The sequence below is a fragment of the Flavihumibacter profundi genome (assembly GCF_020076305.1).
GTDB classification, from domain to species: Bacteria; Bacteroidota; Bacteroidia; order Chitinophagales; family Chitinophagaceae; genus Flavihumibacter; species Flavihumibacter profundi.
This window is the reverse complement of record NZ_JAIQXE010000002.1, coordinates 1,027,170-1,052,040: the sequence shown is the minus strand read 5'-3', so window position 1 is coordinate 1,052,040 and position 24,871 is coordinate 1,027,170. Positions and strand designations below refer to the sequence as shown.

Annotated in this window: 22 protein-coding genes and 1 tRNA gene; 12 read left to right on the top strand and 11 right to left on the bottom strand. The window is 44.2% G+C overall.

The genetic code is table 11. From position 1 onward, the window contains the following. Nucleotides 1–41 precede the first annotated feature (41 nt). A complete protein-coding gene (locus tag LAQ65_RS14350) occupies nt 42–581 on the top strand; it encodes a dihydrofolate reductase family protein (protein ID WP_224117667.1) in 540 nt (179 codons plus the stop codon). Between the two features lie 51 nt (nt 582–632). On the opposite strand, the gene LAQ65_RS14345 is transcribed toward LAQ65_RS14350, so the two are convergent. Both LAQ65_RS14345 and dnaA read right to left on the bottom strand, forming a co-directional pair. Beyond that, nucleotides 633–723: transfer RNA gene (locus tag LAQ65_RS14345), tRNA-Ser, on the bottom strand. A 153-nt stretch (nt 724–876) separates the two neighbouring features. Then, nucleotides 877–2,310 carry a chromosomal replication initiator protein DnaA gene (gene dnaA, locus LAQ65_RS14340; RefSeq protein WP_224117666.1) on the bottom strand — a complete coding sequence of 478 codons (1,434 nt, stop codon included), beginning with the start codon at nt 2,308–2,310 and terminating at the stop codon, nt 877–879. 772 nt (nt 2,311–3,082) lie between these two features. Between dnaA and LAQ65_RS14335 the strand changes: the two genes are divergently transcribed. The 5 genes from LAQ65_RS14335 (at nt 3,083) to LAQ65_RS14315 (ending at nt 8,507) form a co-directional block, all read left to right on the top strand. After that, nucleotides 3,083–4,660: an NAD(P)/FAD-dependent oxidoreductase gene (locus LAQ65_RS14335; protein WP_224117665.1), complete on the top strand. Its 1,578-nt coding sequence runs from the start codon at nt 3,083–3,085 to the stop codon at nt 4,658–4,660. 61 nt (nt 4,661–4,721) lie between these two features. Beyond that, nucleotides 4,722–5,657: an ABC transporter ATP-binding protein gene (locus LAQ65_RS14330; protein ID WP_224117664.1), complete on the top strand. Its 936-nt coding sequence runs from the start codon at nt 4,722–4,724 to the stop codon at nt 5,655–5,657. Between the two features lie 18 nt (nt 5,658–5,675). Further along, nucleotides 5,676–6,983, top strand: coding sequence for an ABC transporter permease (locus tag LAQ65_RS14325; RefSeq protein WP_224117663.1), 1,308 nt, complete (start codon nt 5,676–5,678; stop codon nt 6,981–6,983). After that, nucleotides 6,983–7,528, top strand: coding sequence for a 2'-5' RNA ligase family protein (locus tag LAQ65_RS14320; RefSeq protein ID WP_224117662.1), 546 nt, complete (start codon nt 6,983–6,985; stop codon nt 7,526–7,528). The genes LAQ65_RS14325 and LAQ65_RS14320 overlap by 1 nt, the downstream gene beginning before the upstream one ends. An 88-nt stretch (nt 7,529–7,616) precedes the next feature. Next, a complete protein-coding gene (locus LAQ65_RS14315) occupies nt 7,617–8,507 on the top strand; it encodes a coiled-coil domain-containing protein (protein ID WP_224117661.1) in 891 nt (296 codons plus the stop codon). On the opposite strand, the gene LAQ65_RS14310 is transcribed toward LAQ65_RS14315, so the two are convergent. Genes LAQ65_RS14310 through LAQ65_RS14300 form a run of 3 tightly spaced genes read right to left on the bottom strand, consistent with a single transcriptional unit; the run spans nt 8,508 to nt 10,905 of the window. Continuing rightward, the gene (locus tag LAQ65_RS14310; protein WP_224117660.1) at nt 8,508–8,927 is read right to left on the bottom strand and encodes a carboxypeptidase-like regulatory domain-containing protein; all 420 of its coding nucleotides are present in this window, start codon (nt 8,925–8,927) and stop codon (nt 8,508–8,510) included. Nucleotides 8,928–8,937: 10 nt separating this feature from the next. Then, nucleotides 8,938–9,891, bottom strand: a complete 954-nt coding sequence (locus LAQ65_RS14305; protein WP_224117659.1) for an NAD(P)H-dependent flavin oxidoreductase — start codon at nt 9,889–9,891, stop codon at nt 8,938–8,940. A gap of 15 nt (nt 9,892–9,906) precedes the next feature. Continuing rightward, nucleotides 9,907–10,905: a sugar phosphate nucleotidyltransferase gene (locus LAQ65_RS14300; RefSeq protein WP_224117658.1), complete on the bottom strand. Its 999-nt coding sequence runs from the start codon at nt 10,903–10,905 to the stop codon at nt 9,907–9,909. A gap of 156 nt (nt 10,906–11,061) precedes the next feature. On the opposite strand from LAQ65_RS14300, the gene LAQ65_RS14295 reads away from it, so the two are divergent. The 5 genes from LAQ65_RS14295 (at nt 11,062) to LAQ65_RS14275 (ending at nt 15,108) form a co-directional block, all read left to right on the top strand. After that, nucleotides 11,062–11,496, top strand: a complete 435-nt coding sequence (locus LAQ65_RS14295; protein WP_224117657.1) for an Hsp20/alpha crystallin family protein — start codon at nt 11,062–11,064, stop codon at nt 11,494–11,496. A gap of 102 nt (nt 11,497–11,598) precedes the next feature. Further along, nucleotides 11,599–12,879, top strand: a complete 1,281-nt coding sequence (locus LAQ65_RS14290) for a serine hydroxymethyltransferase (protein WP_224117656.1) — start codon at nt 11,599–11,601, stop codon at nt 12,877–12,879. Between the two features lie 125 nt (nt 12,880–13,004). Further along, on the top strand, nt 13,005–13,973 hold the full coding sequence (locus LAQ65_RS14285) for a hypothetical protein (protein ID WP_224117655.1): 969 nt from the start codon (nt 13,005–13,007) through the stop codon (nt 13,971–13,973). After that, on the top strand, nt 13,967–14,686 hold the full coding sequence (locus LAQ65_RS14280) for a hypothetical protein (RefSeq protein ID WP_224117654.1): 720 nt from the start codon (nt 13,967–13,969) through the stop codon (nt 14,684–14,686). Before LAQ65_RS14285 ends, LAQ65_RS14280 begins: the two co-directional genes overlap by 7 nt. Beyond that, nucleotides 14,683–15,108, top strand: coding sequence for a DUF4293 domain-containing protein (locus tag LAQ65_RS14275; protein WP_224117653.1), 426 nt, complete (start codon nt 14,683–14,685; stop codon nt 15,106–15,108). The genes LAQ65_RS14280 and LAQ65_RS14275 overlap by 4 nt, the downstream gene beginning before the upstream one ends. A 12-nt stretch (nt 15,109–15,120) precedes the next feature. Here LAQ65_RS14275 and uvrA read toward each other — a convergent pair whose 3' ends face one another. Then, nucleotides 15,121–17,916, bottom strand: coding sequence for an excinuclease ABC subunit UvrA (gene uvrA / locus LAQ65_RS14270; RefSeq protein WP_224117652.1), 2,796 nt, complete (start codon nt 17,914–17,916; stop codon nt 15,121–15,123). Nucleotides 17,917–18,177: 261 nt separating this feature from the next. On the opposite strand from uvrA, the gene LAQ65_RS14265 reads away from it, so the two are divergent. Further along, nucleotides 18,178–18,759, top strand: a complete 582-nt coding sequence (locus LAQ65_RS14265) for an RNA polymerase sigma factor (protein WP_224117651.1) — start codon at nt 18,178–18,180, stop codon at nt 18,757–18,759. Nucleotides 18,760–18,883: 124 nt separating this feature from the next. Here LAQ65_RS14265 and LAQ65_RS14260 read toward each other — a convergent pair whose 3' ends face one another. From LAQ65_RS14260 to LAQ65_RS14240, 5 genes are all read right to left on the bottom strand, one after another. Then, nucleotides 18,884–20,860 (bottom strand): protein-disulfide reductase DsbD family protein, encoded by a 1,977-nt coding sequence (locus LAQ65_RS14260; RefSeq protein ID WP_224117650.1) that lies wholly within the window; start codon nt 20,858–20,860, stop codon nt 18,884–18,886. A gap of 80 nt (nt 20,861–20,940) precedes the next feature. Next, the gene (locus LAQ65_RS14255; RefSeq protein ID WP_224117649.1) at nt 20,941–21,393 is read right to left on the bottom strand and encodes a protein-disulfide reductase DsbD domain-containing protein; all 453 of its coding nucleotides are present in this window, start codon (nt 21,391–21,393) and stop codon (nt 20,941–20,943) included. Nucleotides 21,394–21,469: 76 nt separating this feature from the next. Then, complete coding sequence (purQ, locus tag LAQ65_RS14250) at nt 21,470–22,132, bottom strand: phosphoribosylformylglycinamidine synthase subunit PurQ (protein ID WP_224117648.1); 663 nt, start codon at nt 22,130–22,132, stop codon at nt 21,470–21,472. A gap of 162 nt (nt 22,133–22,294) precedes the next feature. Next, complete coding sequence (locus tag LAQ65_RS14245) at nt 22,295–23,284, bottom strand: hypothetical protein (RefSeq protein WP_224117647.1); 990 nt, start codon at nt 23,282–23,284, stop codon at nt 22,295–22,297. A gap of 13 nt (nt 23,285–23,297) precedes the next feature. Beyond that, on the bottom strand, nt 23,298–24,833 hold the full coding sequence (locus LAQ65_RS14240; RefSeq protein ID WP_224117646.1) for a hypothetical protein: 1,536 nt from the start codon (nt 24,831–24,833) through the stop codon (nt 23,298–23,300). Nucleotides 24,834–24,871: the final 38 nt, after the last annotated feature.

Genomic DNA, 24,871 nt, shown 5'->3' with positions numbered 1-24,871 from the left:
CAAAAAGTTACTTTGTACTGTAGAAATAATTTTACTTAAACATGAATGGTAAGGTAACAAAAGCATCTGTTTATATTGGCGCCAGTCTTGATGGCTTTATTGCAAGAAAAGATGGCAATATCGACTGGCTGGTAAAATTTGAAAGTCCGGAAATTGGCCACAGCTATGAGAAATTTATGCAGCATATAGACGCACACGTTATTGGCCGCAGCACTTTTGAAAAAGTACTTGGTTTCACGCAATGGCCATTCAAAAAAAAGGTCTTCGTATTGAGTACCACTATCAATGAACTACCCCAACATTTAAAGGAAAAGGTAACCGTACTTTCCCTGGCTCCGCACGAAGTGCTCCAATACCTTTCGAACAAAGGTTTCTCACATATTTACGTTGATGGCGGAAAAGTTATTCAGCAGTTCCTGAAGGAAGATTGTATCGATGAATTGATAATAACCAGGATACCTGTGCTTTTAGGTAGTGGTATTCCTTTATTTGGATGGCTTGACCATGAACTCTGCTTTAACCATACAGGAACTGAGGTATTTTCCAATGGGCTGGTCAAGAGCCATTATAAGCGGGGTTAACAGCGAAAAACAATAAACCTCCGCTGATGGCGGAGGTTCAATTTAAGTCAGCGGTGAGGGAGGGATTCGAACCCTCGGTACAAGTTTAAGCTCGTACAACGGTTTAGCAAACCGGCCCTTTCGGCCACTCAGGCACCTCACCAACCTACCTCAAAACTGGTTCGAGGGGACGCAAAAATAGGGATTATCCCACTTACCACCCAAAAAACAGGTTCAAAAATTTTATGAAATCCGCAGAGAGACAATTGTCCACTACGCAAGGCCTACCGCTCACCGTTTACCGCTTACAGCTCACCTATAATGCTGCCAGCTGCACTTTTTGCTGCAATTCCATCACATTTTCCCGGAAAACATTGTCCGTATCCATAAGGTCTTTAACGGTCTGGCAACTATGGATTACCGTAGTGTGGTCGCGGCCGCCAAAATGCTCACCGATGGTTTTAAGGGAGTTCTTTGTAAAGGATTTTGCAAGGTACATGGTGATCTGCCGGGCCTGCACGATTTCCCGCTTGCGGGTCTTCTGCAATAATTTTTCGTAGGGAACATCAAAATAGTCGCAAACCATTTTCTGGATCGCTTCAATAGTGATTTCCTTGGAAGAGGTCTTCACAAAGTTACGGAGTACTTTTTTGGCCAAATCTAGGTCGATTTCCCTACGGTTGAGCGAAGACTGTGCCAAAAGTGATATCAGCGCACCTTCCAGCTCCCGGACATTACTATTAATATTATAAGCGAGGTATTTTACTACCTCCCTTGGCATCTCCAGTCCGTCGTTCTTCATCTTCCGCTCCAGGATATCAATCCGGGTCTCATAATCAGGCACCTGTAAATCGGCACTTAATCCCCAGCGGAACCTGCTAAGTAATCTTTCCTGCACACCTTCAAGGTCTTTAGGCGCTTTGTCTGATGTAAGGATTAACTGCTTGCCACTCTGGTGCAGGTGGTTGAAAATGGCAAAAAAAGCATCCTGTGATTTCTCAGCCCGGTTGAAAAACTGTACATCATCAATGATGAGTACGTCAATCAACTGGTAAAAATGAATAAAATCATTGATAGCATTATTACGGCTATGGTCAACAAACTGGTTAATGAATTTCTCCGAACTCACATATAAAACGATTTTATTCGGATTCACCCGTTTAACCTCATTACCAATTGCCTGCGCCAGGTGGGTTTTACCCAGTCCTACACCGCCATATATAACCAATGGATTAAAAGAATTCGCCCCTGGTTTTTCTGCAACAGTTTTACCAGCCCTTCTGGCTACCCGGTTGCAATCACCTTCAATATAAGTTTCAAACGTATAAATAGGATTCAATTGCGGGTCGATCTGCATTTTTTTCAATCCGGGTATCACGAACGGATTCTTCACCGGGTTATTAATAACCAGTGGAAAATCCATTTCATTGTTGGAATAGGTCTTATAACCATGGGCGGGTACGTCCATTGTTAAAGGTTTATTCTTGTGATTGCCGCTATCTACCATGATACGATATTCCAATTGCGCGTCTTTACCCAAAACCCTGCGCAAAGTTTTTGCCAGCAGGTTTACATAATGTTCTTCAAGGTACTCATAAAAAAACTGGCTCGGTACCTGGATTACTAAAATGGTGCTCTTGAGTTCTACGGGTTTAATCGGTTCAAACCATGTTTTGAAATGCTGCCACTCCACGATATCCTTAATGATTTCCAGACAACTACTCCAGACTGTATCTAAGGTTTTGGTCATTTATGAATGTGCAGTTTTTATAATGAGTTACGAATGTTTTTTTCTAATAACAGTTTGGTTTGCTCTCAGGTATTCGGATTGTGAAAAAAGTAACGTAGGGGGACGAATATCAAATTTTTTTGTTGAAAAAAAAATTTTTTACTCACGTGTTTTTTCATCAATAACAACCTTGTGAAATGCCTCCAAATTTTTTTGACCAATCCGCTGAAATGTAAATTCCAAGCGGGCTGACACGATTCCCTACACCCCTACCTGGTTCACAATCACATTGCTGCACGATTTAGTTTATACACAACAGGTGCATCAAAAACTGTATGTGTATATCCACCTGAGACTAAATCAGGATATAGTAACTTCTTTGCCAAAATTTCATCACTTACCTTGTTCCCCTTATTATTGTTTTCTATCTTACTGTACCTGCCCCTTCAACTCAATGCCAACAACAGTTGCGCCATAACCCGGGTCGGCATTTTGGTAACAACTGCCATGGTTTATAGTGATACTCCATTGGCGTATTGCTAAAACTCATGGTTTCCCATAGTTCAGGCAGCCAGACCACAGCCACAACCGCATTTCACCAAAAGAACCTGATTTTTTATCCTGGAAACCACAAATGCGATTATACATAAGGTACAATTTTTTTTCTTTACCTGTTAGTTGGCTTTTCCCTGATAATTGTTATGTAAAACAGAAATCACGTATTTCTACTCGACACATCCATCGCCCTCCTATAATATTTATATTTGCCCTGTTTTAGGATAAAAACCTAACCATGCAACAAGTCATACATTTACAACTCAGTCCTGCAGATGCAGAAAATACCGGGGCTATCCTTACTCATCTCGCATCGGCAACTGCCAGGCCGAAATCCTCCCTCTCCGGATTCCATATCATAAAAAAATCAATAGACGCAAGAGGCAGGCAGGTGCGTATAAATCTTTCCGCACTTGCTTTTATTGATGAGCCATTCCAGCAGCGAAGCATTCATCGGTTTAATTACCCCGATGTGCGTAAGGCCCGGGACCAGGTGATCATTGTAGGCGCAGGACCTTGCGGGTTATTTGCTGCCCTGCAATTGATTGAAGAAGGCATCAGGCCTGTAATCCTGGAAAGGGGAAAAGACGTACGTGCACGCAGGCGCGACCTGGCTATCCTTAATAAGGAGGGAATTGTGAACCCGGAAAGCAATTACTGCTTTGGGGAAGGCGGGGCTGGCACATACAGCGACGGAAAATTATATACCCGATCCAATAAACGCGGCAGTATCGATCGCATTTTACACGCGTTTGTGCGCTTCGGGGCCGATGAACGCATCCTTTATGAGGCCCACCCGCATATTGGCACTAATAAATTACCACAGATTATCACCGCCATGCGCAAGCAGATCATCGAATGTGGCGGGGAATTTCTTTTCGATCAGAAAGTAACAGAATTACTGTCAGTTAATGGTACAATAACAGGCGTTCTAACATCATCGGGCAACCGATTTGATGGCGCGGCCGTCATATTGGCTACCGGGCATTCCGCCCGCGATATTTTTGAATTATTGCATCGCCAGAACATCCTTATTGAAGCAAAACCATTTGCACTGGGCGTGCGCATCGAACATCCGCAGGAACTGATCGACAGCATCCAATACCACTGCGTTAGCCGCGGTGAATATTTACCCCCTGCTTCTTATAGCCTGGTACAACAGGTGCAGGGCCGGGGCGTGTTTTCTTTTTGCATGTGCCCCGGAGGCATTATCGCTCCAGCTGCCACAAATCCGGGTGAATTGGTGGTCAATGGCTGGAGTCCTTCCAAAAGAAACAACCCTTTCGCCAATTCCGGAATGGTAGTGTCGGTAGAAGAAAAGGACTACGGCACCAAAGCAGGACCGCTTGCTGCCATGCAATTCCAGCAGGCCGTGGAACAAAAAGCCTTCCAGTATGGCGGAGGCCGGTTTGTTGCGCCTGCACTTCGTATGACCGATTTCGTTAGCCGGAAGGTTTCCTCCAGTTTGCCCGATTGTTCTTACCTGCCCGGCATTACACCAGCACCCTTATGGGATGTATTACCCGGATTTATTTTCCAGGGCCTTGCAGAAGGATTCGGGGCTTTTGGCCAGAAAATGCGGGGTTATTACAGCAAGGAAGCGGTTATTGTTGCTACCGAATCGCGTACTTCTTCCCCCGTGCGTATTCCGCGCGACCCTCAAACCCTGCAGCATCCACAGTTAAAGGGCCTTTACCCGGCGGGTGAAGGAGCCGGTTATGCAGGCGGCATCGTAAGCGCTGCCATGGATGGTGAAAAAATCAGTCGCTGCATCATTTCGAGGTTGACTGGTAAAGAATTTAATGCAGCTTTGTAATAAATGGCCATCTTTTGTTACCAATCGATGGACAACCCAAATCAAACCAAAACTTGTGCATATGGCTTTGCTGGAGGTGCAACACCTGAAAAAATATTATGCCACGCAAAAAGCCGTGGACGATATCAGTTTTTCTATAGAAGAGGGCAGCATATTTGGATTACTGGGCCCTAATGGCGCAGGAAAAACCACGCTGCTGCGCATGATCACAGGTATTTTTTTCCCCGATGAAGGCAATATCATATTCGAAGGCCGCCCTTTTGATGCCATCAATGATATTATCCGTATCGGATACATGCCGGAAGAACGGGGCCTGTATAAAAAAATGAAAATAGGCGAGCAGGCTGTATACCTTGCGCAATTAAAGGGACTTCCCCGCAATACTGCCATACTAAAAGTGAAAGAATGGTTCGAGAAATTTGAAATGCAAAGCTGGTGGAATAAAAAGGTGGAAGACCTCAGCAAAGGAATGGGACAAAAACTGCAGTTTGTTACTACTGTGCTGCATGAACCTAAACTGATCATCCTGGATGAGCCTTTCAGTGGACTTGACCCGGTTAATTCCAATTTGATCAAGGAAGAAATTTACCAGCTCGCTAAAAAAGGATGCACCATCATATTCAGTACGCACCGGATGGAGCAGGTCGAGGAAATCTGCGATCAAATCGTATTGATCAACAAAGGCCGAAAAATACTGGATGGTAAAGTAAGCGATATCAGGCAACAATTCAAGGAAAACCTGTACCGCGTTATCGTAGCGGAAAACCCCCAAATACCAGGAGCTTCGGGTTTCAGCATCCTTGGGCAAGAAGGCGATGAATGGACCATCCAGCTGCAACCACAAACCAGTACCAATGACTTTTTATCGCAGCTTATTTCACAGGGTGTGGCCATTAAAGGATTTAACGAGATCCTGCCATCATTAAATGACATTTTTATTAAACTGGTACATGATAAGCAATCTGCCACCCGCCAGTTTCAACCCATTTCTGCCTAATACCTATAGACCTTTTCCATGAATAAGACATTTATTATAATCAGAAGGGAATTCTTAAGCAGGGTACAGAAAAAATCTTTTTTACTGTCCACCATTCTTTTACCGCTCTTCATTTTTGGTTTCTACGCACTGATTATTTATTTCAGTGTAAAGGGTGAAGAGAACCTGAAAGTTGCCGTGGCAGACCAAACCGGATTACTGGAGGGAAAACTGGAAAGTTCAGAAACCATCAGGTTCAGTTTCATAAAAGAACAGGATCCTGCTGCCCTTCAAACACTCCTGAACAATAATGATTATACCGGTTATATAATTATCCCTGCCGGATTCAGCGGCAAACCCGGCGATAGCCTCTTATATACCAGTAATTCAAATGTGGGATTGATGACAAAGGAAAAAATTCAATCCACCCTTAATAAAGCCCTGGAGAAAATACAGGTGCAAAAATTACTTGCCCCTGGAATAACCCTTGGCCAGCTGGATAGTACCAGGAGTGATATTACCCTGAAAGTTTCCAAAGCCGGGCAAAAAAGTGGCAGTACTGGTTTCGCATATGCGCTGGGATTCATTTGCGGTATTTTAATTTATGCTATACTATTCATTTATGGTGCCATGGTGATGCGTGGTGTTATGGAAGAAAAAACCAGCCGTATTGCCGAAGTGATGGTGAGCAGCGTTCGGCCCTACCAGCTGATGCTGGGAAAAATTATCGGGATTGGTGCAGTTGGATTGGTGCAATTCCTAATATGGGGCGTGCTGATCATTGGACTGCAAATGCTTTTACCGGTAATATATCCGCAACTACTTGACCATGCTGTAAATAATGCCGGCAATATTTCTGCGGCTAACAATAACAGCCAGCAAATGGAAATGGTGAAAGAAATCCTGAAAAACATGCATGATATAAATATCGGAAAGATCCTTGCCCTATTTATATTGTATTTTCTTGGCGGCTATTTATTGTATTCAGCCATGTTTGCTGCGGTTGGAAGTGCAGTAAATGAAGATCCGCAAGACGCCCAGTCATTAATGCTGCCGATTACAATGCCCATTATTTTTTCGTTTGTGATAATGACCCAGGCTATCAATAATCCGGATGGGGGACTTGCTATTTTTGGTAGCCTCTTCCCTTTGTCCTCTCCCATTGTAATGATGGCGAGGCTACCCTATGGTGTGCCCGCCTGGCAGATCGCCTTATCGCTGTTATTACTGGTGCTGGGAATTATGGGAACCACATGGCTTGCTTCACGAATATACCGCACCGGTATACTTATGTATGGCAAGAAGGCCAACTGGAAAGAACTTTGGAAATGGGCAATGCGTGGATAATGAAACTATATTTTATAGCCTTACTGGCTCCACCTGTTATCGCAGACCAGGTACTGCAATGGAAAAATGATATGCACTTTAAATATGGTTGCCGGGCTGCGTTGAAAAGTCCTGCCCATATTACACTTATCCCACCATTTAATGCAAACCAGGCCGAGGAACTGAAGTTGTTAGAATTCCTGGAGGAATTTACCCAGCAACAACCTGCAATGGAAGTTTCAGTAAACGGGTTTGGTATTTTTGGCCGGCGCACCATATTCCTTGCAGTGGAAAAAAACAAACCCCTTGAAATACTATACCAATTATTAAGCAGTTTATTCTACCACGAATTCCCGACCAAGGGCAAAACCACTGGTCTTAACTTTCATCCGCATATCACCATTGCCAACCGCGATATCCCCCCGGCAAAATTTGATGAGGCCTTTGCCAGGTTTTCATACATTTCCTATAAAGCGCAATGCCCTCTCAATGATATCAGCCTCTTGAGGCTCGACCCCGGTAAATGGACCACCCTTAAATCTTTCCCTTTCCAAACATCCTGTTAATTATTTGCTGCGCCGTCTGAATAATACAAGACATACGAAATGAATCGTATATTTATTACGAATTTATTCGTAATTAAAACCAAACGCTATGTACAAATTCATTAAATCTCCCCGCAAAATGCTTCAGGTTGCCTTATTCATTGGCCTTTCACTTACTGCCATCAGCTGGAGAGGGACACTGGTACATTCGGCCGGTATCAATTTTGACCTCTATGCCGCCGATACCATTCCCGATAAACCGCAAAGCCTTGATGACCAGATAAAGCAACTGGAAAAAGCCCAGCAGGAATTACAACAGGAAATCAGTAGTAAAGACTGGGGCAAAATGGAGGCGGAAATGGCGAACTCCCTGGCACGCATCAATACCAAAGAAATTGAAGCCCAGGTTGAAAAAGCCATGAAAGAAGCAGAACGGTCAATCCGTGAAGTGCAAAAAATTCAGCTAAGCCGGCAGCTTGACCTTGAAAAAATGCAGGATGAACTTTCGGCTACCAAAATTGAAATCGAAAAAGAATTTGCCAAAAAAGACTGGGAAAAGGAAATGAAACAAGCCATGGAAGAAGTAAAAAAGGCATCCATGGAAATCAGCAAAGTGAATGAAAAAGAACTAAGGGAACAAATGGCCAAAATGAAATTGGATCTGCAAAAAAACAAAGAAGTAATGGCAAAGGAAATAGCAAGGGCAAAAGAAGAAATCCGGACCAACGGTCCAATGATAAAAGCAAGCCTAAATAAGGCCCACCAGGAACTATTAAGCACCCGAAAAGAATTTATAGGTTATAAAACAATGGTTGGTGCCATGCAAAATGAAGGGCTTATCACCGATCCCAAAAATTACGATATCGAATTTTCTGGTGGTGAACTTATCATCAATGGCAAAAAACAACCCGCATCAGTAACTGACCGATACCGGTCATATTTCAGGCATGACAACATAAGGCTGAAAAATGAGGAGGATAACTTTAAAGTGGAGGATTAATCACCAGATTCCATCAACAAGCCGCAGTACCGGATGATCTAATTCAACGGGTGATTCAACGGCAGTTTTTTCTGAGATAAAATCAATGTTCATTTTTAACACCATTCCTTCTTTCAGGGCTACCGGTTCCTTGCGGATATTGTGGTAGCCCTTTTTATCGAACTGTATTGACAAATCACCAGCTGGCAATTGCTTAAACTTAAAATATCCGTCGGCATTGGTAGCAACTTCCCTGCTGATCCCGGTTTTTGCGGAAGCTGCCGATACAACAACTCCAGAAACAGGTTTATGTGTTGTGGCATCTACTACGTAACCATGAACCACTCCATCTTTCCCTAAAATTTCACCTGGTGATGCTATCGCCAATTGGGTGGTTGCCAATAGGCCCGCCATTATAATAATGGAATAGAAATTAAACATACAGACAGGTTTATTTTTTAAGAAATGGAGCTTCCACAGCGTCTTCAAATTCACGCCATAAAAATCGGACAATTTCTCCGGCAGGAAGAATTTCTTTTACCAACGCACTGACCTGCCCGATCTCCAGTTCACCCTCTTCCAGGTCACCTTCAAACATGCCTTTTTTCGCCCGCGCCCGACCCAGGATCTGCCTCAATTCTTCTTCATTCGCACCGCGCTGCTCGGCAGCCCGGATTTTTGAAAAAAACTTGTTCTTAATAAGCCGTACTGGCACCAGTTTCTTCATACATAACTGGGTATCCCCTTCACCGGTATGGATCACCAGTTCCTTAAATGCCTCATGGTTCGAAGCCTCAATACTGGCCACAAACCTTGTACCAACCTGCACCCCTTCGGCACCGAGTACCATGGCTGCCATCATTTGCCGGCCTGTTGCGATACCTCCGGCAGCAATAACCGGGACTTTCACTGCTGACGCTACAGCGGGAATTAATACCATACTGGTGGTTTCTTCACGACCATTATGGCCACCGGCTTCAAACCCTTCCGCAACTACGGCATCGCAACCCGCTTCTTCCGCTTTAAGCGCAAACCTGCTGCTGCTGACCACGTGAACAACCGTTATCCCTTTTTGTTTTAAAAAGCCTGTCCAGGTTTTTGGGTTGCCTGCCGAAGTAAAAACAATTTTAACGCCTTCTTCTATTAATATCGCTACCAACTGGTCAATATTGGGATACAGCAAGGGAAGGTTTACCCCAAATGACCGCGAAGTAGCTGCTTTACATTTCCTGACATGCTCGCGGAATACATCAGGATACATACTTCCCGCCCCGATGATCCCCAATGCACCTGAATTGCTAACAGCACTGGCCAGGCGCCATCCGCTTGTCCATACCATACCTGCCTGTATTATGGGATAGTCGATACCGAATAATGCGGTTACACGATTATTAAAGGAAGACATATTTTCGATTATGCATTAACGTTTCCCCAGGTCGATCTCAGTATTGTCGCCGATATTCAGGCTACGGCTTTCACCACGCACTTCGGTATCAGACCCGATCAGTGAGTGGGTGAGGACAATGTCTTTCAGGTCGGAGAAAGCGCCAATAATGGAATCCTTGATAATAGAATCTTTGATGGTAACGCATTCGCCGATGGCAACATTTGGCCCGATTATGCTGTTGGAAATATCACAACCGGCTGCAATGCTAACCGGCGGAACTATAATAGTATTGCCAAGTTGGTGATCAGCCGCAATGGTTTGTCCCATTTTACGGAGCAATGTCGCATTACTCTCCAGCAACGATTCTTTTTTACCGCAGTCGAACCAGTTCAGTACTTTATACGATTTAATATATGCACCCCGGGTAATCATGCATTCTATAGCGTCGGTAAGGTTAAATTCACCGTAGGAAGTAATATTATCGCGCAGGTTGATTGCGAGACAATCAAAAAGTACCGGGGTTTCCCTGATCCTGTAAATACCCACCAGGGCCATATTTGATTTCGGGATCTGTGGCTTCTCCACCACTTTGGTAATCACACCTTCTTCATTTATTTCAGCCACACCGAAATCACGGGGGTCATCCACTCGCTTTACACAAAGCAGGGAATGTTCGCTCTGGATAACAGATTGAACATCATATTCACAAATACTATCCCCAAGTACAATGATTACTTCATCATCCTGAACAATATTTTGTGACAACAAAACCGCATGCCCGAGCCCCAGCCTTTCATTCTGCTGGATGAAATGCGTGGTAAGGGTGGGGTACTTTTCCCTGACAAAATCCTGGATCTTATCGCCGAGGTAACCAATAATAAAAATAAATTCATTTACGCCGGCATCCACAAGCTGGTCGACAATTATACTCAATATTGTTTTACCCGCCAGGGGTATCAGGGCCTTGGGTTGTGTATAGGTATGGGGGCGCAACTTGGTGCCTGCACCTGCTACGGGGATAATCGCTTTCATTCGAAAGATTTTTCGAAGGCCTTAATGGCTGGCCTCAACGTGGCGTGAAAATAGGAAAAAAGCACATGATAAAAATCAGTCGTCCATATGAGCAATGATATTGTCTGCCTTCCGAAGATACCGGACCTTTACATTATTAAAAATAAGGAGGTGTTTATGGCAAACCTGACAATCGGAAAACTTCCAATAGCCAGGCCTTGGACAGACTGGCTTGATGTTGATCGGATTTTCAACGATAAGTTAATGACGGAATTCAGTAAAAAAATGCCGGCTGTTAATATCTCTGAAACGGAAAAAGCCTACCAGATTGAAGTTGTGGCACCGGGGTTCCTGAAAACAGACTTTTCGGTCAACCTTGAAGGAGACTTGCTTAAGATAAGTGCCGAGTCAAGCACGGAAACAACAGGGGAAGAAAAAAATTACTTCAGGAGGGAATACCAAAGGAATAGTTTCAACCGCACATTTACCCTGCCGGAAAATGCTCAGGTTGATGGAATCAATGCCCAATATGAAGATGGTATCCTTAAATTAAATGTCCCTAAAATAACAGAGCAGGCGAAATCAACGCCAAAGTCTATAAGTGTGTTATAAATATGCAGTTGGTTTATTTTACGGCCGTCCCTTTTGGGATGGCCTTTCTATTCTATAATAATTCCCTGCAGATCCTGTATTTTTGCGCCAAATTTTTACCGCATGCAACCCGATACGCTGGTTTTTGACCTGATCCGCCAGGAATTAGAAAGGCAACGTCATGGTATTGAACTTATCGCTTCCGAAAACTTCACTTCCCTTCCTGTAATGCAGGCCATGGGCAGTGTCCTTACGAATAAATATGCTGAAGGTTACCCCGGCCGCCGCTATTATGGCGGTTGTGAAATAGTTGACCAGGTTGAACAACTTGCCATCGACCGCATTAAACAGGCATTTAACTGTGAATATGCCAATGTGCAGCCACACAGCGGCGCGCAGGCTAACGCAGCAGTAATGCTGGCTATCTTAAACCCCGGTGATAAAATCCTGGGACTCGACCTCAGCATGGGTGGTCACCTCACCCATGGTTCGGCAGTTAACTTTTCCGGAAAATTGTACCAGCCCCATTTCTACGGCGTTGTAAGGGAAACCGGCCTGGTTGATTATGATATGCTGGAAAAAGTGGCCCGTGAACAAAAACCCAAACTGATTATCTGCGGCGCTTCCGCCTATAGCCGCGACTGGGATTATGCCCGCATCCGCAAAGTGGCCGATGAAGTTGGCGCCTTCGTTCTTTGTGATATGGCCCACCCGGCCGGACTCATTGCAAAAGGCCTCCTCAATTCCCCTTTTGAACATTGCCATTTTGTGACTTCCACCACCCACAAGACACTGCGTGGACCCCGTGGCGGTATCATTCTGCTGGGCAAGGATTTTGAAAACCCATTTGGACTTAAAGATGTAAAAGGAAATATCCGTATGATGAGCAACCTGCTCGATATGGCTGTTTTCCCAGGCACACAGGGTGGTCCGCTGGAACATGTGATCGCCGGAAAAGCAGTTGCTTTCGGGGAACTGCTTAGCGATGATTTTACCAGCTACGCAAAACAAATTATTGAGAACGCACAGGCTATGTCTGCCGCCCTGGTTAGCCGCAATTACAAAATCATCAGCGATGGCACCGACAACCACCTGATGCTGATCGACCTCCGTAATAAAAATATCAGTGGCAAAAAGGCCGAGCAAGTGCTGGGCAAAGCGGAAATCACCCTAAATAAAAACATGGTTCCCTTCGATGATAAAAGTGCTTTCGTTACTTCGGGTATCAGGGTGGGCGTTCCAGCCATTACTTCCCGCGGCATGAAAGCCGGGCACATGGAATTTGTAGTAAACGCCATTGACCGTGTATTGATGAACGCCGACGATGAAGCGTTACTTAATGCCGTAAAAAATGAGGTGCACGATTTCATGGACCAGTTCCCCCTTTATCCGCAACTAGGATAACCGGAATTCCAACGGTTTACCATATAAAAAATGCGCTTCCAATAACAGGAGGCGCATTTTTGTTGGATTGCTTACCTTTAAGTAACCTCCCTCATTTCGTTTATACATCATAAAAAAATACAGTTATGAAGTTTAGCATCCTCCTGGCAATAATTGCTTTCGCCAACATTATTTTGCCTGCAGACAAAGTTATCTTCAAGCTGGACCAGGGAGAATATATTGTTAGCAGTGAATCACAATTGAAAGTAGGCGGGTCCGGCACTGAAGGGTTTTCTATTATTACTAAAAAGGGAAACAAATTTTTTGTGAACACGGAAAAAGGGAAAGCGGGCCCATTTGAAAAGGTCCCGCTGGAAAACCTGCCCCCAAGCGGGATCAGGAAAAGCGATGTGTACCAGTTTGAAGAACCGGGAGATAAAGATGGCAAACCGGAAATGGGCATGACTCCCCAGGGTAATATGACAATAAAAGTTGACAACAAGGTAATTGCTACGCTCCCCCCGGGAGAAGTGCCCTCTTCTATTGCAATAGATAAAAAAAGGAACCGGTTGGCCTACGTAACCATGGTGGCAGACAATGATGGAAACCTGGCATTTACTGCAACACAAATGCCCGGAGGAAAAAAATTCCAGGTCAAGGGGCCTATGATGGTCATGATCAAAAAAAACGAACAGTCCGGTAATTTTATCTTTGAAGGAATGGAGCAGGATGGCAAAAAAACCTTTTATACCGAGGCAGGAAACAAACAGGGGCCCTTCAGCATGGACGCAAAGGCATTTGAACTGTACGATAACAAAACCATTGTAGTGATGGAACCCGGGAAAGACCAGCAAAATAATTCGGTGACCAATATCATCAAAGACGGCAAAGTGATTCATACCCTAAAGAACACTAACAGCGACAGTCAATTATTATTCAGTGGCGACGCAACAAAATATTGTGTTGTTTCAGCAAGTGGACTGGAATTTTCCGATGGGTCAAAAATTCCCCGTGGCATTCTGCCTACTGTAGAAAAATCAGCTACAGGTACAAAACTTCATTACCTGCACATTAACGAAAACAACGAAGTTATCCAAAGTACGATACCATGGTAACCCGGTTTATTCCACTGCTCTTATTTGTAGTATTACAAGGGAATCCCATCCGGGCCCAGCAACTGGATGCGCATGATTTTGGCACAGATTATACCAGCGCAAAAGAATGGCTGCATTCCAGTGAAGCGCATTGGAAAAAACTGGAACAGGATGGTTATGATAAACGGCTGGCCATGGCTGTTATTTTTCCTGAACTCCTTCGCTACAGCAGGTTGCGGGATAAGATAGAATTATTTGCGCTACAGGTTTTATATATCCAGTTTGGGAAGGATTATGCCGACTTCTCCATCGGTCCGTTCCAGATGAAACCTTCGTTTGCCGAGCAACTTGATGTAAACTTTAGCCAACAACAACCTGTTGAACCTGAAACCATCGCAAACCGTAAAGAACGGGTTGACCTGCTCAACAGTGCAGAAGGACAATTCACTTACCTGCGCCGTTTCCTTCAATGGATGGATAAAACCTACGCAAAAAAACATTGGAATACCGCTGGGGAAAAAATAAAGTTCTATGCATCTGCATACAATTGTGGTTTCAATAAACCAGAAAGTTATATAACCGGAATGCTCAGGCAAAAAAATTTCAGGCTCAGTGAAACAAGTCTTGAAACTTATAACTATTCAGCCATTGCTGCCTGGTTTTATTATGAGGATGCAAATACTGTTAATACCCAATTTATATATCTTTACGGCAATAACCCGTCAAAACCATGATCCAAAGAATTCAGTCTGTATGGCTTGCACTGGCCGCAATTTGCGGATTTACCATGGCCAAAGTACCCTTATTCTCTGCTACCCTTACTGACCAGACTAAACGTAGTTTTTTAGCTACGGAAAGCCTGCTGACTTTTGCCCTTATTGTTGGCATTGCCTGTTTATCTGTGGTGACTATTTTCCTGTACAAAAAAAGGCCCACCCAATATAAACTGGCAATAACAGGGGCCCTGCTTTCTGCTGTCGTGATCGCTTTACAGGTTTACTCTATTGAAGGATTTAAAAAGGCCAACCCTATTCAACAAGGAAGTTACCAGTGGGGCGGATTGTTACCTATCGCCATGGTGATTTTCCTGTTCATGGCTGCAAGTGCCATCAGGAAAGACGAAAAACTGATCAAAAGCCTTGATCGCCTTAGATAAGCCTAAACATCTTTATAAAAATTTCCCGGTCTGGCTGGCCTTGACTTTTTTCAACCCGGCGGGCACACCGGCATAAACCAATTCCCCGCCACCATCCCCCGCATCCGGACCGAGGTCAATCACCCAGTCGGCGCATTTGATTACATCAGTATTGTGTTCGATTACCAATATCGAATGGCCCTGTTCAACAAGCGCATTGAAAGATGCCAGTAACTTTTTTATATCATGAAAGTGAAGTCCGGTCGTAGGTTCATCGAAAATGAATAGAATATTTCCCTGCGACCTTCCTTTCCCTAAGAATGATGCCAGTTTAACCCTTTGCGCTTCTCCGCCCGATAAGGTATCGGATGACTGTCCAAGTTTCACATAACCCAATCCCACATCACTCAGTGCCCTGATCTTGTTCACAACATCTTTTTCACTGCTGAAAAAAGCAATGGCCTCATCAACACTCATATCCAAAACCTCGAAAATATTTTTTTCCTTGTAGGTCACTTCCAGCACTTCTTCTTTAAAGCGTTTCCCTCCGCAAACATCGCAGGTCAGGTGTACATCAGCAAGGAACTGCATCTCCACAATTTGTTCCCCCTCCCCTTTGCAGGCGTCACAACGGCCGCCATCCACATTAAAAGAAAAATGCTTTGGCAGGAAGCCGCGCATTTTGCTCAACGGCTGGCTGGCATACAGGTCGCGGATTTCATCGTAGGCTTTTATATAAGTCACAGGGTTACTTCGCGAGGATTTCCCAATAGGGTTCTGGTCTATCAGTTCAACCTGGGTAATGAATTCAATATCGCCTTCGATGGATTTGTGCATCCCCACTTTATCTGCTGCTTCCCCTTTTATCTTTTGAAGGGCAGGATAAAGGATCTGTTTCACCAGGGTAGTTTTACCACTTCCACTCACCCCGCTCACAACGGTAAATACACCCAGGGGAAACTCGACATCAATATTTTTCAGGTTATGCTGCCTGGCACCTTTCACCGTTACTGACCTTCGCCAGTTGCGGGTTTTATCGGGAGGGTCGATGCTCAGCTTACCAGTAAGGTACTGCCCGGTTAAACTTTTTTTATCCTTGATAATGGTATTGTAATCGCCGGCGGCAACTACTTCCCCACCCAAATGGCTGGCCAGGGGTCCCATATCTATAATATGGTCAGCTTCCCGCATCATCATTTCATCGTGTTCAACAACAACAACAGTATTACCCAGGTCTCGCAGGTTTTTCAAAACGCCAATCAATCTTTCTGTATCGCGGGAATGCAGCCCAATGGATGGCTCATCCAGTATATATAATGAGTTGGTAAGGTTACTGCCCAAACTCCTGGTCAATTGGATACGCTGGCTTTCACCACCACTCAGCGAATTGGCGAGGCGTGCCAGGGTAAGGTAGCCCAATCCCACATCCATCAGCGTGCCGATACGGGTTTCAATTTCCAGCAAGATCCGTTTAGCCACCTGCCGGTCATATTCACTCAAACTAAGCTCGGTAAACCAGGCCTGGAGGTCACGCACCGGTAATGCACATAGTTCACCAATATGCCTGCCCCCTACTTTTATATACAAAGCTTCTTTCCGAAGCCGGTACCCCTCGCAATCGGGACAGGTAGTCCGTCCGCGGTATCTTGATAATAATACCCGGTATTGCACTTTATACAGGTTTTGCTCTACCTCTTTAAAGAAATCGTCAATACCCTGTGCCGGTCCGCTACCCTTCCACAATTGCCTGTATTGTTCTTTGGTGAGATCGGCAATCGGTTTATGGATGGGAAAACCAGTTTGCCTGGCGGCCTTGATGAATTGCTCCTTCCACCAGCCAAGTTTTTCACCTTTCCACGGAGCAACGGCACCTTCGTATACACTTAACCGTTTATCAGGAATAACAAGGTCCTCATCTATTCCGAGTACCTGCGAAAAACCTTCACAGGTCGGACAGGCACCAAAAGGATTGTTAAAAGAAAATAAATTGGGAACGGGTTCTTCGAATACTATGCCATCCAGTTCGAAACGATTGGAAAAAGTTAACCGCTTCTTTTCATTCACCAGCAAAACCACTTCGCCTTCGCCTTCGTAAAAAGCAGTTCCCACTGAATCGGCCATACGGTGCAGGTCATCCTCATCAAATTGTTTTACAACCAGCCGGTCTATTAATAGGTAAACCTGTTTTTTAGAACCTGGCTTCCAAACATTTCCTTTAGCACTTTCTTCCAGCAGATCTTCAATCCTTAACACTTCATCCCCATACAACCTGCTAAACCCTTTCTGTAATAAAATACTCAGTTCTTCCTCAACCGACCTGTTCTGGTGCTGGCGAAACGGAACCATTACCAAAACCTTGTCGCCGGTGGCAAGTCCTTTTATAGCATTCACCACATCGCCAACATCATCCTTCCGTACTTCCTGCCCGGATACCGGTGAAATGGTTTTTCCTGTCCGGGCAAAGAGCAAACGCAGGTAATCGTAAATTTCCGTCATGCTGCCTACTGTAGACCGCGGCGTTCGGGTAATTACTTTTTGCTCGATCGCTATTGCCGGGCATAAACCTTTAATATAATCAACATCAGGTTTGTTCATTCGCATCAGGAATTGCCTTGCATATGCACTCAGGCTTTCCGCATAACGCCTTTGTCCTTCGGCAAATAATGTATCTATAGTGAGTGATGATTTTCCCGAGCCGGAAACACCTGTTACAACTATCAGTTTGTTGCGCGGAAAACTAACATCTATATTTTTCAGGTTATGCACCCTTGCCCCTTTAATATATATATCATGGATGGCAGGAGGCGCAGTGGCGATTGTCTTGTTCATACTTGAACTACAAAAGTATTGGATATTGGAGTATTGTATTTATTGTGTTAAGGGAAGGCTTTATTTTATTATAATGGTTTAAAAAAAAATTTGCTAAACTATTGTTTATTACAAAAAAATATTATCTTGGATGTCAATTACGTCCTAACAGAAAAACCCAAAACTCACGCCTATCGTATATTTACTAAGCCTTACGTATTTTTCCCAAGAACCATAATTGTAACCAATATCCCATTTAAAAATTCAAAACCGTAGAAGTTTATGAAATCACTATGCATCAAAACCGACAATGAACTCATCCACCAGTTTATGGATGGAGACATGGCATCACTGGAAACACTAATCCTGCGCCACAAAGACAAATTGTACACTTCCATCCTCTTCCTGGTAAAGGATAAATACCTTGCCGAAGACATCTTCCAGGATGTGCTTATCAAAATCATTGACACCCTGCGTATTGGCCGTTACACAGAAGAAGGAAAATTCCTGCCATGGGCTATGCGAATTGCGCACAACCTATGTGTAGACCATTTCCGGAAAGTTAAGCGCACTCCAGCAATTAAAACCAGCGACGACCGCGACATCTTTGAAGTTTTGAATTTTACTGAAGATGGTGCTGATGTGAAAATGATGAAACGCCAGAGTCATGACAGGGTTCGTAAAATGCTCGACCTGTTGCCTGAAGACCAGCGTGAAGTAATCATTCTTCGCCACTATGCCGAATTAAGCTTTAAAGAAATCGCAGCGCTTACAAATTGCAGTATTAACACTGCATTGGGACGCATGCGTTATGGATTGATTAATTTGCGCAAGATGATGACAGAAAAAAACATCGCCTTATAATTTAACCAAATCCAAAATATTGTCATTCTGTAGCTCCCTCTAACATCTTTTAATTCGCTTGCCCGTTAGAAGGCTGTTACAGAATGACGCCAAATAAAAAAAACCTCCCGATGGGAGGTTTTTTTTATTTTCCTGTACCACATTTTAGCCATTCAAGATATGCAGCAGCACTGGGTGTGTAGCCAACCGGTTTATTCATTAGCTTTTCCTCAGGGGAAACAATTGCATATAAAGGTTGAGATGCATTTTTGAAATTTTCAGTCTGGAAAGTCACAAACTTATCTCCTACTGTCCTGATCTCCTGTTTCTTGCCGGCTCCATTGGTATAAATGAACTGTTCATTTTCAGGAAGCTGTTTGCGGTCATCCACATATAAAGAAACCAGGATAAAATCTTTTTCAATCATTTCCCTTATCTCAGGTTGTGTCCAAACGTTCTCTTCCATTTTACGGCAATTCACACAAGCCCAACCTGTAAAATCAATCAGCAGGGGTTTACCTGTTTGCTTCGACAATGCAAGGGCTTTCTCATAATCGTTCACCACCTTCGCCTCCACTCCTTTTCCGGCACCTGATGAGGCACCATAAATACTATAGGACAATGGGGGCGGAAACCCGCTGATCAATGCCCTGTTGGCATATCTGGTATTGGTAAGTCCGGGTGACAGGTAAACTGCGAAACAAAGGAAAACCAGGGCCAATATCTTCCTGCCTGCGCTTAATTTTTGGGGGGGCGGGTCATAACTGAACTTTAAAATGCCGAAAAGATATAAACTGGCAGCCAGGGAAATGAGTATCCATATCGCAAAGAATATTTCCCGTTTTAAAAGCCCCCAATGCATGACCAGGTCGGCATTCGACAGGAATTTGATCATCAGTGCCAGTTCTATGAATGCGAAAACAATTTTTACTGTATTCATCCAGGCTCCGGAACGGGGCAAAGTTGACAACCAATTAGGAAACAAGGCAAAAAGTGCAAAAGGCAGCCCGAGTGCCAAGCCAAATCCAGCCATGGCAACCGTTAATTGCAGGGCACCACCATTCTGGTTCAGTGCGCCTACCAGCAAGGTTCCCAGGATTGGCCCTGTACAGGAAAAAGATACAATAGCAAGTGTCAGTGCCATGAAGAAAATCCCCACAGTACCGCCAATTCCCGCTTTTGAATCAGCCGCATTCGTAAACCTGCTGGGTAAGGCAATTTCAAAAAGTCCGAAAAAGGACAGGGAAAAAATAAAAAACACCACGGCAAAAAGCAGGTTCAGCCATGCATTGGTGGAGATATTATTCAGGATATCAGCACTCCCGGCATCCAGGAAATAAAACGGCACGCTCAGCAGCACATAGATCAGGAAGATGAAGAAACCATAGGTAAATGCATTCATGATCCCCTTTGAACGACTCTGCCCTTTTTTAGTGAAAAAGGAAACCGTTAATGGAATCATGGGGAAGGTACAGGGCATGAAAAGACCAATCAACCCACCAATAAAACCAAGTACGAATATCGACCAAAAGCTTTTAGAACCGGCATCTTCACCGCCTGTTCCGCCACAACCTGCAGCCGGATTGGCCAGGTCTATTGACGAACGCCTTAAGGCGCTGGAACTATCGGTTTGCTGGCGTAGCGTCGTACTCTTGCTGGAAATAGCACCGGCAGCGTCAATTGAAAACCTGAATGCCTGTTCTTCCGGCCCAACCACTTCTTCCCCTTTCAGGGCCATATATTGAATACTTCCTTTAATTTCTGAGGAAGGTCCGATACCGGTTATGGGCACTTCGATCAGCACTTCCTTTTTATAATAACCGAGCTTTTCATTATCAAACAATGGCTCAGCTGCAATTATGAGGTTTCCCTTTTCCTGGAATGGCCCAACCTTTCCCTGAAGCGAAGAATCAAAGACCACCCGGGTATTTGGCTGGTCATCGTGCATGGTTGTGGAAAATAATTTCCAGCCTGCACCAATATCACCCCTGAATTGCAGGAGGTAATTACCATCAGACTGCTGCGTAGCCTGGTAGGTCCATTTAACCACAGCAGCAGAATCCTGCGCCATGGTGGTACCGAACATCAGGGTGGCCAGGAAAACAAGTAATATATTTCGCATGGGGCTTGGTTTCTCTTTAAAAAACAAACGAGTCCTGCAAAAGAACTCGTTTTATACGATAATTGTTTAGACTTAAGTCACTAACCACCTACAGGAACCTTAAAATTAACAGTTGCAGGTGGAAGACATTCCCGGTCATTACAAACCATAAATTCAACTTTACCTGCCAGGCTGGTTTTGGCTTTACCCTTTATCTTAACCACCTGGACAAAATCTACCTTTTTTTCAAAAAAACGCACTTCCGAACTAAAAGCCTGCTCGTACACTTTTTTCATTTTACCCTGCTCTTTTATAGCACCATCTAGCGTAATCAAGGGGTTCTTTGTAAAGTCAAAACTTGTAGATACCGGGCCTTCACCGGCATTTTGTGCATATAAATGGTAGTTTCCACCGATATCGGCCACCATATGTATTTCAAAAGTGTTTTCCCCGATTTTTTTAGCTTCGAAAGTCCAATTGACCTGCTTTGTACTTTGGGCAAAAAGGGCACCTGCTACAACCAGGGAAAAAAGGGTCGTAATGAATTTTTTCATGACCCAAAATTGGGTTAAATAGTCCTAATTAAAATCTAAAATTGGCGGGAAGCCAAAAACCGGTAAATAAGGGGATTTACTTCATTAAAAGGGTTTCCAATACAATACGGCCATCGATATTCCCTAAGGCTGAAGAGCAGGCTCTTTCCGGGTGTGGCATCATCCCGAAAACATTACCGGCGGCATTGCGGATCCCTGCAATATTGCGGATTGCTCCATTTGGGTTTGCCTCAGCGGTAATATCGCCTTCTTCATTACAATAGCGATAAATTACCTGGCCATTTGCTTCAAGCCCATCCAAAACGGCATCCGCTGCAAAATACCGGCCTTCGCCGTGTGCAATTGGTATTTTAAGGGCCTTATCAGCACCCAGGCCTTTCAGGTAAACGTTTTTGCAAATAAACTGCTGGTTGGCATTCCGGAGCAATACACCGGGAAGCAGGTGAGATTCGCAAAGGATCTGGAATCCATTGCAAACACCCAGTACTTTACCCCCACGGTTGGCAAAATCGATAACACTTTGCATCATCGGGCTAAACCGGGCAATGGCGCCGCAACGCAGGTAATCCCCATATGAAAATCCGCCCGGTAAAATGATACAGTCGTCTGTATTAAAATGACTAAGGTCTTTGTCCTTATGCCATAACATGATCACTTCCTGGCCCAGGTCCTGTGCTAAAGCATCCTGCATATCCCTGTCACAATTGGAACCGGGAAAAACGACTACTCCGAATTTCATAATATTTATTTTGGGGTGAGCGGTGAGCAGTAAGCCGTGAGCGGTAGATTTTAAATCAACCTTCGCATTTTCTCACTTTTTACGATTCACCGCTTACGGTTTACCGCTTACCGCTTACGATCTGCCATCAGGCCGCAAATTTAGCCGATTCGCAGCAAAAGATCAGCTCAAATGCGGGAAATAATTAACGGCAATGGCAAAAGCAAAAGTGACCCAGTGAAGAATAAGTGGAATTGTCCGTTTATTGGGGTAATAATAGGTAGCAGCATGGAAACAGGTTATAGGGACAGAACTCAGGAACCAGTGCTGGTAGTTAGTCCCGGGGTTCACCAGAATGATCAGCAATCCCACCAGCAAAATGGCAAGGAGCAGGCTCCAGCATTTGCGGACCTGGATCAGCATCTTATTCAGGTTATCCTGGACGAAAAATCCGCCTACCAGGAATGGGCCAACCATCAGCAACATGCCGGCGGTTGTCCATAAAGAAGCCGGCAGCCTTGGCAGGTGAAAACTGATCACCGGCATTAATCCGGCCGACTGCCATTGGTTGGTCAGGAAAAGTATGACCAGCAGAAAATAATAGGGCGTCACAAATCCAACGCCTGCTATAACCCACTCACCCACCCTCAGGGGCCGGGTAATAATTAAGGCAAGGATGAGCATCACTATATAGGCCAGTGATGGACTGTAAATTAGCGGTAATGCCCCTGTCAGCAGGCAGACATTGAATATAGCGGATAGCGGTTTCTGGTTATTATACAGGCCTGTCATACCATACCAGATCCAGATCAGCAGGAAATTCACGATAAGCGTTGAGGAAAACTGGTTCCATTCCGGCAGCAGTGAACTTAAAAGCAGGAATGACATACCCACGAGGTAACTGGGGCGGGGTAAGATTTTTAATGTATTAGCGATGCGGTTTAATAAAGTCGCCTGCAGGTAGAGCAATATAAAAGCCAGTAAACCATATAAAAATCCTTTTTCCCCGGCCAAAGGTTTCAATAAATCCAGGACCAGCCTGTACAGGTAATTATCTTCTTCCTGCCTCAGGGGGGCAGGCATATGGAGGAATACAGGAAACTTCAGGATTAAAGCATATATCAACAAAATGAACGCGTTACCCGGGTTCTTTTGTTTAAAGATTCCTATCACAATGGGTTAGTTTTTAAAAATCGATTCTGGCAAAGCACAGGTAACTCCTGTACATGCAAGGGATAATCATTTGCCGCGCACTCACCTGTTTCCCGAACCTTGGCATAAATTCATACCCCTTATCCAGATTTTTTAACGTCGGAAATCGTGTAATCTTACCAGTTGGATCCATGCTCTGGTCAGTTAGTACGAAAGTCCTGTTCTCGAATGTATTAAAAAGAAAGTGTACTTCACCGCCTGTATTCATATTTCCATAAGAAATCAGGTTATCCGTATCATCCTCAAACTGGCTTTTTGCAATAACATTATTCCAGACCAAAGCACCCGATTTGTCGAAAGACAGCACAAGTATGTTTTCAGCCAGGTATCTTGTGGGAGCGCTATTATTATATCCGTACCGGGTCCAGGGCATTGACCATGGACTATACATGGGCGACCAATAACTATAATTCATCGGAGACATCCAGGGATTACCATAACCACCATAGTCCCACCGGTTAATACTGTTGTTCCGTGAAGAAGTAAACAAGGATTCACTTACAATAACGAAACCACCATCTTTACGGGAATAAATATTCTTAATAAAGAAATCATTAAACACTGTCTTTTTATTGCCTTCTTCCCCCTTGGCCAGGTTCCTTAATTCATCATTGAAAACGAAGGTTGTATCCATTATTTTCTGGTTGGAAGATTTATCCCAGCCAACAACATATATCCCTTCCATATTCCCCCTTTTCTGCCTGGAGAAAAAAGTAGCCATTAAAACACGGTTATTGCCATTATCAACCTTCAGCTGCACATTGTCCAGGATCAGCTTCCCGATATTCAGGCTTTGTACGCTGAACCCAAGTGAATCAGGGTGTTTGATCAGCATTGACACCCCTGAAATAATATCTGTACTGCCCGATTTAATGAATTTGGCAACAACCAGCTCGCCCTTATTACTCAGGTGAAAATCAGAGAAAAAATTATCCTTATCGCCCATATCAACTTCACACTGGCTCCGGGTAATCAGGTCCAGGCTTGAATTGAACAAATAGGAAGCAATAATAAACCGGCGCGGGTTTCCGCTATTCACCTTAAACAGCATGATCTTTTGTTTATCATCACTGTTTATAACATTATAAATTTTGTTGCTGGAAGAATAACTAACCTCGGTTGTATCGAGTGTTACCGGCGGACCCTGTATTTTACCACCCGCACCGATAACCACGTAATCACAATAAACCACCCTTTTCCTTTGGTACTCAAAAAATACCAGGATCTTATCAGGATAGGTTATGTATTGCATGGAAATGGTCTTATCGGGAAAAAAATCGAGATCAACATTTTCCTTTAAGGCCATTTCGCTGTCATACACTGAAAGTTTATGGTTAGAACGGTTGTTCTTATAGACCAACACATCATTACCCAGCTTGCCCATAATCTCAAAATTGGTCTGCCGGGTATCGTCTCTTTCAGGCTGTGAATAAACAACCTTCGGCGCCTGGGCAATCCCACCCTGACCGGTAAAAAATAAAAGGCCAATTACAAAAAGCCCGATTTTCATGACGTACGCTTTTATTAAAGTTAACATGGAACCCCTAC

Bases quoted from the DNA above. Each gene is read 5' to 3' on its own strand.
- dnaA (WP_224117666.1), bottom strand. From the start codon at position 2,310: ATGACCAAAACCTTAGATACAGTCTGGAGTAGTTGTCTGGAAATCATT.
- LAQ65_RS14260 (WP_224117650.1), bottom strand. From the start codon at position 20,860: ATGCGAAATATATTACTTGTTTTCCTGGCCACCCTGATGTTCGGTACC.
- LAQ65_RS14255 (WP_224117649.1), bottom strand. From the start codon at position 21,393: ATGAAAAAATTCATTACGACCCTTTTTTCCCTGGTTGTAGCAGGTGCC.
- LAQ65_RS14240 (WP_224117646.1), bottom strand. From the start codon at position 24,833: ATGAAAATCGGGCTTTTTGTAATTGGCCTTTTATTTTTTACCGGTCAG.
- LAQ65_RS14320 (WP_224117662.1), top strand. From the start codon at position 6,983: ATGAAACTATATTTTATAGCCTTACTGGCTCCACCTGTTATCGCAGAC.
- LAQ65_RS14325 (WP_224117663.1), top strand. From the start codon at position 5,676: ATGAATAAGACATTTATTATAATCAGAAGGGAATTCTTAAGCAGGGTA.
- LAQ65_RS14280 (WP_224117654.1), top strand. From the start codon at position 13,967: ATGGTAACCCGGTTTATTCCACTGCTCTTATTTGTAGTATTACAAGGG.
- uvrA (WP_224117652.1), bottom strand. From the start codon at position 17,916: ATGAACAAGACAATCGCCACTGCGCCTCCTGCCATCCATGATATATAT.
- LAQ65_RS14275 (WP_224117653.1), top strand. From the start codon at position 14,683: ATGATCCAAAGAATTCAGTCTGTATGGCTTGCACTGGCCGCAATTTGC.
- LAQ65_RS14285 (WP_224117655.1), top strand. From the start codon at position 13,005: ATGAAGTTTAGCATCCTCCTGGCAATAATTGCTTTCGCCAACATTATT.
- LAQ65_RS14305 (WP_224117659.1), bottom strand. From the start codon at position 9,891: ATGTCTTCCTTTAATAATCGTGTAACCGCATTATTCGGTATCGACTAT.
- LAQ65_RS14330 (WP_224117664.1), top strand. From the start codon at position 4,722: ATGGCTTTGCTGGAGGTGCAACACCTGAAAAAATATTATGCCACGCAA.
- LAQ65_RS14335 (WP_224117665.1), top strand. From the start codon at position 3,083: ATGCAACAAGTCATACATTTACAACTCAGTCCTGCAGATGCAGAAAAT.
- LAQ65_RS14315 (WP_224117661.1), top strand. From the start codon at position 7,617: ATGTACAAATTCATTAAATCTCCCCGCAAAATGCTTCAGGTTGCCTTA.
- LAQ65_RS14350 (WP_224117667.1), top strand. From the start codon at position 42: ATGAATGGTAAGGTAACAAAAGCATCTGTTTATATTGGCGCCAGTCTT.
- purQ (WP_224117648.1), bottom strand. From the start codon at position 22,132: ATGAAATTCGGAGTAGTCGTTTTTCCCGGTTCCAATTGTGACAGGGAT.
- LAQ65_RS14310 (WP_224117660.1), bottom strand. From the start codon at position 8,927: ATGTTTAATTTCTATTCCATTATTATAATGGCGGGCCTATTGGCAACC.
- LAQ65_RS14300 (WP_224117658.1), bottom strand. From the start codon at position 10,905: ATGAAAGCGATTATCCCCGTAGCAGGTGCAGGCACCAAGTTGCGCCCC.
- LAQ65_RS14290 (WP_224117656.1), top strand. From the start codon at position 11,599: ATGCAACCCGATACGCTGGTTTTTGACCTGATCCGCCAGGAATTAGAA.
- LAQ65_RS14265 (WP_224117651.1), top strand. From the start codon at position 18,178: ATGAAATCACTATGCATCAAAACCGACAATGAACTCATCCACCAGTTT.
- LAQ65_RS14295 (WP_224117657.1), top strand. From the start codon at position 11,062: ATGGCAAACCTGACAATCGGAAAACTTCCAATAGCCAGGCCTTGGACA.